This window comes from Kitasatospora sp. NPDC059747, from assembly GCF_042732955.1.
GTDB lineage: Bacteria > Actinomycetota > Actinomycetes > Streptomycetales > Streptomycetaceae > Kitasatospora.
Genome location: NZ_JBHWGV010000203.1, coordinates 1 through 9411, shown reverse-complemented (window position 1 = coordinate 9411; position 9411 = coordinate 1). Strand labels below are relative to the sequence as shown.

At 74.0% G+C, this 9411-nt stretch carries 8 protein-coding genes; 6 read left to right on the top strand and 2 right to left on the bottom strand.

Annotated features, from left to right (window positions below):
- The first annotated feature begins 222 nt into the window (after positions 1-222).
- From ACFV4G_RS41970 to ACFV4G_RS41945, 6 genes are all read left to right on the top strand, one after another.
- Entirely contained in the window at positions 223-783 is a 561-nt protein-coding gene (locus tag ACFV4G_RS41970) for an RNA polymerase sigma factor (RefSeq protein WP_380448637.1), read from the top strand.
- Between the two features lie 20 nt (positions 784-803).
- Complete coding sequence (locus ACFV4G_RS41965) at positions 804-1619, top strand: zf-HC2 domain-containing protein (protein ID WP_380448640.1); 816 nt, start codon at positions 804-806, stop codon at positions 1617-1619.
- A 160-nt stretch (positions 1620-1779) separates the two neighbouring features.
- A complete protein-coding gene (locus ACFV4G_RS41960; protein WP_380448634.1) occupies positions 1780-2589 on the top strand; it encodes an ATP-binding cassette domain-containing protein in 810 nt (269 codons plus the stop codon).
- Positions 2586-3986, top strand: a complete 1401-nt coding sequence (locus ACFV4G_RS41955) for a hypothetical protein (protein ID WP_380448631.1) — start codon at positions 2586-2588, stop codon at positions 3984-3986. The genes ACFV4G_RS41960 and ACFV4G_RS41955 overlap by 4 nt, the downstream gene beginning before the upstream one ends.
- Positions 3983-4549: a hypothetical protein gene (locus ACFV4G_RS41950; protein ID WP_380448629.1), complete on the top strand. Its 567-nt coding sequence runs from the start codon at positions 3983-3985 to the stop codon at positions 4547-4549. Before ACFV4G_RS41955 ends, ACFV4G_RS41950 begins: the two co-directional genes overlap by 4 nt.
- A gap of 110 nt (positions 4550-4659) precedes the next feature.
- Positions 4660-6729 (top strand): sensor histidine kinase, encoded by a 2070-nt coding sequence (locus ACFV4G_RS41945; protein ID WP_380448626.1) that lies wholly within the window; start codon positions 4660-4662, stop codon positions 6727-6729.
- A gap of 24 nt (positions 6730-6753) precedes the next feature.
- Here the strand turns inward: ACFV4G_RS41945 and ACFV4G_RS41940 are convergent, their stop codons facing one another.
- Both ACFV4G_RS41940 and ACFV4G_RS41935 read right to left on the bottom strand, forming a co-directional pair.
- Complete coding sequence (locus ACFV4G_RS41940; RefSeq protein WP_380448623.1) at positions 6754-8283, bottom strand: DUF2207 family protein; 1530 nt, start codon at positions 8281-8283, stop codon at positions 6754-6756.
- Positions 8280-8834, bottom strand: a complete 555-nt coding sequence (locus tag ACFV4G_RS41935) for a LemA family protein (protein ID WP_380448620.1) — start codon at positions 8832-8834, stop codon at positions 8280-8282. The genes ACFV4G_RS41940 and ACFV4G_RS41935 overlap by 4 nt, the downstream gene beginning before the upstream one ends.
- Positions 8835-9411: the final 577 nt, after the last annotated feature.

The following is a 9411-nucleotide window of genomic DNA, read 5'->3' as shown; positions in this document are numbered from 1 at the left end:
ACAGCGCCGATGGTACTGCAGGGGGGACCCTGTGGGAGAGTAGGACGCCGCCGAACAATCATTCAAGAAAAGCCCCTGATCCATTCGGATCAGGGGCTTTTCGCATTTCCCGAACACTCCGAAGGCCCCGAACACAACGCCCGGACACCCCGAGCGCCGCCGGCTGTGACGCAGGTCACGCCGAATCAAGAACCTGCACGCCGCATCCGGCGTCTGGCTGGTGTGAGATCACGCAGGAGAGCACTGGACGAGCTGGACGAGGAGCGACTCCTCCGCCTGGTGGCCAGAGGTGACCGCGGGGCGTTCGAGGAGCTGTACCGCCGGACGTCGCCGTGGCTGGCGGTGCGGTTGCGCCGTCGCTGTTCGGACGAGCAGATCGTCGCCGAGGTCATGCAGGAGACGTACCTGGCGGTGTGGCGCGCGGCCGGCGCGTTCGCCGGGAGCGCGGTGGGTGGGACGGCCGTCGGGTGGCTGTGGACGATCGCGGCGCGCCGGCTGGTGGACGCGTTCCGGCGTCGCGCGCACCACGCCGAACCGCCCGTCGCCGCCGCCGAGTCGGCGGTGGTGCCGGCGGCGGAGGAGGAGGCGCTCGCGGGGACCGTCGGCGGCGACGTCGGCGATGCGCTGCGTCGGCTGGCGCCGGAACTGCGGCAGGTCCTGCAGGCCATGGTGCTCGACGGGCTGTCCGTCCGGGAGACGGCCGTCCTGCTCAGGCTGCCCGAAGGGACCGTCAAGACGCGTGCCCGCAGGGCCCGGATCGCGATGCGGGAGGAACTGGCATGAGCACTGGCACAAGAGGTGGCATGAGCCCGGAACACGCGTCGGCGGGGCTCATCGCCGACTACGCGCGCGGTGACGTCGAACTGCCCGCGGACACGTTGTGGGCGCTGGAGTCCCACCTGGAGACGTGCGCGCCGTGCCGCGGTCGGTTGGCGGCCGCGGTCCCCGGCGAGGCACCCGGGATCGCCGCGCTCGTCGACTCCGTCCGGGCCGGTCTGGAACCGCAGTTGGCCGCCGCCGTCCGGGCGCCCGCCCGGCGACGCAGGCCCCGCTGGGTGACGGCCTGGCTGACGCCCGTCATGACGCCCTGGCTGGCCATGACCGCCGCCGTCACACTGGCCGCTCTGCTGCTGGACGGGGGCGCGTCGTCGGCCACCCTCGGCAGCCCGTCGCTCCTGCTGCTGGTCGCGCCCGTGCTGCCGCTGTGCGGTGTGGCGGTGTCGTGGTCGCGGGGCCTGGACCCGGCGCACGAACTGACGGCGTCGACCGCCCGCGCCGGACTGCCCCTGCTCCTCCGCCGCACCGCGGCGGTGCTCGGCGTCGTGCTGCCGGGGCTGCTGGTGCACGGCTGGCTGACCGGGGCGATGACGGCCGCGCAATGGCTGCTGCCTTCCCTGGCCTTCACCTCCGCCGCCCTGGCGCTGGGCAGCGTCGTCGGGGTGACCCGCGCCGCCGCCGGACTGGCCGCCGTGTGGGGCGTCGCCGTCGTGGCACCCGCCTGGTTCACCCAGCGCGTTCCCGTCGTCCTGGAGGCGAACGTCCTGCCCCTGTGGGGACTGCTCCTCGCGCTCGGCGTCGGCGCCGTGGTCGCCCGTCGGAACGTCTACTCGGCTCTCTGAAGCCCTCGTTGACCCTCGAAGCCCAGAGTGTCGAAGCCCAGAGCCTCGAAACCCAGACCTTCAAAGCCCCAGACCTTCAAAGCCCCAGACCCTCAAAACCCCAGACCTTCAAAACCCCAGACCTTCGAAACCCAATCGATGCCCCCGAAAGGGACCATCCATGACACCTGTGACGAGCGCGGTCGACATCGCGCCGAAGACCTACGCCTGGGAGGTCCGGGCCACCGGCCTCAGCGTGCGCGCCGGGCGGCGGAAGCTCGCCGTCGACGGGCTGGACCTCGCCCTGGGCACCGGCACCCACGGCCTCCTGGGGCCCAACGGCGCCGGAAAGACCACCCTGATCCGTGCCCTGGCCACCGTGCTCCGCCCCGCCGCCGGTTCGCTGGAGCTGCTCGGCACCCCCGTGAGCGCGCTGGGCGACCACCGGGCGCTGCGGCGCCGGATCGGTTACCTGCCCCAGGAGTTCGGCTACTACAAGCGCTTCACGGTGCGCGAGTTCGTCGAGTACATGGCCTGGCTGAAGGAGGTGCCGAAGGCGGACATCCCCGGGGCGGTCCAGCGGGCCGTGGAACGGGTCGGCCTCGCCGATCGCGCCGACCACCGGATGAAGACGCTGTCCGGCGGCATGGTGCGGCGGGCGGGCATCGCCCAGGCCATCGTCAACGACCCGACGGTGCTGCTGCTGGACGAGCCGACGGTCGGCCTGGACCCGGCGCAGCGGCTGCGGCTGCGCGAGCTGTTGCAGGAACTGGGCCGCGAGGCCTGCGTGATCGTCTCCACCCACCTGGTCGAGGACGTCGCGGCGGCCTGCTCCGACGTGGTGCTGTTCGCCGACGGCCGCCTCGTGTTCCAGGGCACGCCCGAGGCCCTGGCCGCGGCCGGTGGCCCCGAGCACCCGGGTGACAGTCCGCTGGAGCGCGGTTACTCGGCGCTGCTGAGCAACTCCGGGCAGCCGGGGGGTACGTGGTGAACGGGCGGGTGCTGCGGACCGAGCTGAAGCGCTCGGCCGCGCCGTGGGCCGGCGGCGTCGTGCTGCTGGGCAGCCTGGCGGTCTTCTTCCTGATCGACGGCATCTGGTGGCGGGGCAACGCGGGGTGGACGGCCCAGTGGACCACCATGGCCATGTGGACCCGGTACCTGCTCGGGTTCTGGTGGCCGCTGGTGGTGGGCCTGGGGGCGGCGTACGGGCTGCGCGACTCCCGCTCGCGGATGGGCGAGCTGCTGAGCACCACGCCGAGTCCGGCCTGGCGCCGCGCGGCGCTGCCGGCGGGCGCGATGGCGCTGGGGGTGTCCTGCGGTTTCGGGCTCCTGCTCATCGTGGGCGGGGCCGAGGTGGCCCTCGGCCGGACGACGTACATGTCCCTCGGCTGGCTGCCGATCTCTCTCGTTGCGGTGCTGGCCCTCGTCGCGGGGGCGGTGTTCGGCATGGGCGTCGCGCGGGCGCTCCCGTCCGTGCTCACGCCGCCCGCCTTGGTGGTGACCTTCCTGATGCTGGGGAGCCTCCTGCTGCGGCAGAGCGGCGACGGGGCCCTGCCGTCGGGCCTGGCGCCGAACCGGCTCGCCCTGTTCTCCCCGGTGACCGTGGATCCGCGGCAGATGCTGCTGACCCTGTCCGGCTCCGTGCACCTCGGCCAGACGCTCTGGCTGCTCGGTCTGCTGGGCACCGGCTTCGCCCTGCTGGCCGCCACGACGCGCCGGAGCCGGCTGCTCGGGGTGGTTCCCGTCCTGACCGGCGCGGCCCTGGCCCTGGCGGTCCTCCCGGCCGAGCCCCGCGACACCTACGTCGTCGACAAGGCGGCCGCCGCGCTCGTCTGCGACGGGCCGGTGTGCGTGACGCAGGCGAACCGCGACCGCCTGCCCGAGCTCTCGCTGCGCGGCAAGGAGGCGCTGCGCGTGCTGCACGACGTCCTCGGCGACACGGCGCCGACCTCGGTGCGGGAGGACACCGCGCTCTACGCGCTCGGCGCCGAACGCGCCCTCTCCGCCGACGTGGTGATGGTGGACTTCGACGAACGGCTGCTGCGCGACGCGACGGGTGAGCAGCTGACCCGCGTGCTGATCGGGAAGGGCCTGGCACCGACCTGCCACGGGGACAACGACCGGGAGGGCGGGGGCCGCCTCGGCGTCGCCGTCCAGAGCATCGCCGTGAGCTGGGCCCTCCACGACGCACGGTTCCAGCCGCTGGAGGACCGCGGCACCGAGGCGTACGAACTCACGACCTGGGCGGAGGCCGAGAACGCCTGGCAGAGGCTGACAGCACTGCCGCCGGCCGAGCAGCGCTCCCGGATCGCGGAACTGCGTGCCGCGACCGTCTCCTGTTCGGGCTACGGCCACCTCCGGGCACTGACCGGGGAGGCGGCCCGATGAGGTGGCTGACCCTGTACGCCCGTTCGCGCCAGGTGCCCGTGTCGGCCGCCGCGATCGCCCTCGTCACGGCGGCGCTCTGGGCCCTCGACGGTCCGGAGCACGCGGAGGTGGGGACGGCGATCCTCGTCCTGACCACGAACGTCGCCGCCGCCTCCGTCGGACTCGGCGGCCGGGACGTGACCCTGGAACGGACGGCCGCGATCCGCTGGGCGCCCCGCCGGGCGGCTCACGTCCTGCTCATCGGCCTGCTCACCGCCGCGGCCCTGCTGGCCGTCCAGGCGGCAGGAACACAATTGGCCCCCACCGCGGTGGTCGTCCGCGCCGCGGCGGGGCTGACCGGCCTGGCCGCCCTGGGCGCGGTCCTGTGCGGAGCCCACTTCGCCTGGACCCTCCCGGTCGGCTGGCTCGCCTTCACCCTCCTGACCCCATCCCCGCGCGGCACCGCAGGTGAGGTGCTCCACTGGATGACGTTTCCCCCCGACACCCCCGCCTCCACCGCGACGGCCCTCACCCTGCTGGCCCTCGGCACGACGTTGTACGCGGCGACCGGCCCGCGGGAGTAGGGGGGCCGGGCAGCGGCTGCCACCGGTCCCGTCGGAACCGGGACCGGTGGCCCGTGCGGTCGGGACACGGGCGCGGAGACCATGGGGAGGACCAGGGAGGCGGTGAGCGGATGAGCGGGTTCGGGAGCGGTGGTGGCCTGGGCGTGGGAGCCCTGGCGGTCGCCGCGGGCACGCTGGCGAGCGCCGCGGTGTGGTCGCTCCTCGCACTCACCCACCCGGGGACGGAGGGCGTCGGCGGACACTACTTCTACGACGGTGTCTGGGTCGCGCTCGGCCTGATCTTCACCCTCGCCGGGCTGTTCCTGGTGGTCAACGGCAACAGCCGGGCGCTCGGCACGCTCCTGGTGGTCAGCGGGCTGCTCCAGTCGCTGCGCATGGTGGTGCTCCTCGCCGCCGCGCTCGCCGGTGCCGGTCCGGCGGTCACGGGTGCGGTCATGGCGCTCGTGCTGGCCGCCGACATCGTCAACGCCTTCCTGGTGATCGGCTTCCCGCTCTGGCTCCCCGACGCCCGGCTGCCCGGCGGGATCTGGCGCTCGATCACCGTACTGGTGGCCGCCTGGAGCGCGGTGCTCGCGTTCGCCAACACCGCCCGGGTGCCCGCGTTCGACACCCTGCCCAACCCGCTCCACGGCACCGCGCTGTTCGCCTGGCTGGACGGCTGGCTCGGCCCGCACGGCATGGACGTGTTCGCCGGCAGCCTCGTGTTCACCCTGACGGTGGCCGGGGTCCGCTGGTGGCGCTCGCCCGGATCGCACCCGCACCTGTTCGAGGTCACGCTCGTCTACGGGGTGTGGGCCGCGCTGGCCACCGTCCCGCACTACCTCGGCGACTACCCCGCGTGGCTGCCGTACGCGGTCATCGTGGCCGGTGAGGCCGCCTGGATGCTGGTGCCGCTCGCCGCCTTCCGGCGCGACCGCCGGCTCTCCCTGGACCGGGTCACCCGGCGCTACCTGACCGCCTACGCCTTCTGCACGCTGCTGTTCGTCGTCGTGCTGCTCGCCGTCTACCTGACGCACCGCCTCCTGCCCGGCTCCGGCACCGGCTCCGGCGCCCGGTGGTGGCAGCTGGCCACGGCAGGGGTCATCGGTGTGCTGCTGCGACCGGCCGCCCGGGGTGTGGAGCGCGCCGTGGACCGGTACTACTACGGCGAGCGGGCCCACCCGTACCAGCTGGTGCGGCAGCTGGCGGAGCGGATGAGCCATGCCGTCAATCCGGCGGACGCGCCGCCGCTGCTGTGCCGCACGGTCGTGGAGGCCCTCGGGCTTCCCGTTGCCGCCGTCCGGGTCCGGACCCGCTGCGGGCCGCGCGAACTGGCCCGGTTCGGGACGCCCGACCTGCCCGGTGAGGCCGTTCCCCCCGTGTACGAAGCCTTCCCGCTCACCTACGAGGGCGCCGGGATCGGCGAACTGCTGGTGCCACCGCGCCCCGGGCAGACCGAACTGGACCGGCAGGACCGCGCGGTGCTGAGCCTCCTCGCCGACCAGGCCTCGCCCGCGATCGCCTCGCTCGGCCTCTACCAGGACCTCCGGGCCAGCCGCGAGCGGCTCGTGCTGGCCCGCGAGGAGGAGCGGCGCCGGCTCCGCCACGACCTCCACGACGGTCTCGGCCCCGCCCTCTCCGGCCTGCGCCTGCGGATCGACACCGCCCTCTCCGGCCTGCCCGGCGGCTCCACCGCGGCCACCTCGCTCACCGAGGCGTCCACGGGCATCGGCCGGGCGATCACCGAACTGCGCCGGATCACCGACGGCCTGGCCCCCGCCTGCCTCGACGGCGAGGGCCTGGCCGGCGCGCTGCGGCAGCTCGCCGACACCTTCGGCAGCCGGTCGCTCAAGGTGACCCTCGACCTGCGCCCCGACCCGCTGCCCGCGCTCCCGGCCGCCGTCGAGGTCGCCGTCTACCGCATCAGCGGGGAGGCCCTCAACAACGTGGTCCGTCACTCCGGTGCGACCTCCGCCCGGCTCACGCTCCACGCCCCGGCCGACCGGGTCACCGTCGAGGTCGCCGACAACGGCACCGGCTTCCCCGGCGGTGGCTCCACGGCCGGCGGCGACTCGACGGCCGGGGTCGGCCTCCGCTCGATGGCCGAACGCGCCGAGGAACTCGGAGGGACGTTCACGGCCGCCAACGCCCCCGCCGGCGCCGTCGTCCGCGCCGTTCTCCCGCGCGGCCGCGCGGATTGACCACGGCCGGCGGGTGGGTCGCGGTCAGGTGGCGGCGGGCTCCGCCGACCTGACCGCCCGGGTGCCCGGCGACACCGACAGACGGACCACCTTTCCCGGCGCGAGCGCCGGTGCCCCGGCCGGCAGGGCCCAGGCGACGGTGCGGTCCGAGTCGCCCGTGTCCACCGCGAGGAACCGCGGCGCCTTCTCGCGCTTGCGCGGCTCCAGGCGCAGCACCTCGCCGGTGACGGTGAGCGGCGCGCGGCGCTCCAGGACGGCGAGGACCAGGTAGTAGCCGGTGACCGCGCCGAAGACGGCGATCGCGGCGGTCTCGCCCGGCAGGGGGCCCGAACCGTCCATGCCGTGGGTCAGCCAGCCGTGGCCGCTCGCGTAGTTGCCGGGCATCGTCGCGAGGAACGCCAGGAAGAGCGTCCACCGGCTGAAGCGGCCGGCCGCCGCGATCGCCAGCAGCCCGATGCCGACCCAGCCGAGGGTCAGCAGCAGGCCCGGGCGGCGCAGCGAGTGGCTCGCGTCGGGGCCGGACGTGACGGCCCACTCGGGCCGGCGCAGCGCCGCGAACAGGACCAGGCCGACGGCCACCACCGCTGCGGCGCCGGCCAGTCGGAGCAGTTGGGCGGGAGTCGCGCCGAAGCCGGGGCGAAGACGTGGGTAGCGGATCCGCACCGGGCGCCAGGCGCCCCCGTAGGAGGACCAGACGCGCCGCTTGTCGCCCGCGTCGAAGCCGAGCAGCCGGGAGGTCCGGATGGTCACGCCGAGCGCCGCGCCGTACGCGAGGTAGCGGTCCCACACGGCGACGGACGCGGGCGGCAGCGGGGCGAAGTCCTCGTGCGCCCGCAGCCAGGCCTGGACGCCGGCCCAGTGTCCCGCCCGTTCCAGGCCGAGCCGCGTCGCGCGCTCGCCGAGAGCCCTGGCCAGCAGGTACATCAGCGGGACGGACGGGAGGACCCCGACCACGATCGCGGCGCGGATGTTGTGGCCGCCGGTGAGGCCGCCCAGCCCGAGGAGCACCCCGGGGCCGAAGGCGGCCACGGCCAGCGCGCCGGACAGCAGCGGCGCGAACCGGGACCGGGAGAGCCCGCGCAGCCGGGCCTCGGCGACGATCTCCTTGCGCAGCGCGCCGTTCCACGAACTCGCGCGCTCCTGCGCGCGGAAGGCGATCGCACCGATCGGGGCGCCGGCTGCGCCCGCCTGCTCGGTGATCCGGGCGAGGACCCGCCGCTCGTACGGCGTCAGGTCGCCTGTGTCCGCGTCCGTGCCGGTGACGTGCACCGTGCTCTGCGCCGGGTCGTCCGAGGGCTGGCGCACCTCGACCAGGCCGCGCGCCGCGAGGTCGAGCAGGGTCGCCGCGGCGGCGTGGTCCACGGAGCGCCACCGGTTGGTCAGCAGGGCCACGACGGCCGGCCGCTCCGGTTCGGGGCCGAACTCCTGCGTGGCGGGGGCCGCGTGCACGGCGCCGTTCCGGGTGGCCACGAGGGCGAGCCCGAAGGCGGCGAGCCAGAGCACGAACAGGCCGGCGGCGGACCAGTAGAACTGGTCCTCAAGGCTCATGCTCATGCGAAGGTCACCCGCGGCGCCTCCTGGGCGGCGGCCCCGGCCTCGAAGTACTCCCGGCGCCCGTGCGCGCTGCCGATCCCGGAGACGACGTTGCCCGGGAAGCTCTCCAGCGCGGTGTGGTAGCTCTGGACGGCGCTGTTGTAGAACTGCCGCGCGTAGGCGATCTTGTCCTCGGCGGTGGCCAACTCGGCCTGCAGCGTGGCGAAGTGGCGGTCGGCCTTGAGCTGCGGGTAGTTCTCGCCCAGGGCGGTCAGCTTGCCGAGCGAGGCGGTCAGCACGTCCTCCGCGGCCGCCTTGCCGGCGACCCCGAGACCGGCGTCCGTCGCGGCCCCGCGGGCGGTCACGACCGCCTCCAGTGTGGCCCGCTCGTGCGCCGCGTACCCGCGGGCGCCCTCGACCAGGTTGGGTATCAGCTCGTGCCGGCGCTTCAACTGGACGTCGATCTGCGCCCAGGACGCCTGCGTCTGGTTCCGCAGCCGGACCAGCCGGTTGTACGTCCGGACCACCCACCACACCAGCGCCACTGCCAGTACGGCGACGATTCCACCCACGACGACACCCACGATGCCCCCCGATAAACGTGACCTCGTGTTCCGGCCGATCCGGTAGGTCGGGCAGATCCTAGGCGTGCTAACCGGTCGGGTGTTGCGAATAAGTGAGGGAGCCGGCCACGACCGGACCCGGGCCGGGTGGCACGGTCGGCGCCCCGCGGCCGCCGCTCCGGGGTCGCGTGGTCGGACCGGCCGCGAGCTGGGCATTTTGTGTCCGACGCGGAGTAGGAGTACTGTCAGTCAGCCGCTTGGCAGGGAGCACCGGACACGCATCGGCGCGGACGGTCCCGGGGCGGCCAATCCTCTGAAACACCACTTCCCGGTCCGGGCCGGGTCGCGTCCTGTCGCGGCTCGGTGCGTATTTGGCATGTGTGTTTATCGGGATTGTGGCCTGACTTCGGTCGGATTCGCTTTTCGGAGCGGGGATCGGCTAGAGTTCAGGACGTCGGACGGGGCGTAAAGCTCCGGTCAAGACAGCAGCAAGTTGGATGACGAAGCCCCGGAAAACGGAGCGGAAAACATCTGATAAGCTGGAAACACGAAAGAACGAAGCGCCCGGAGGGCCCGCTGGAAGGCG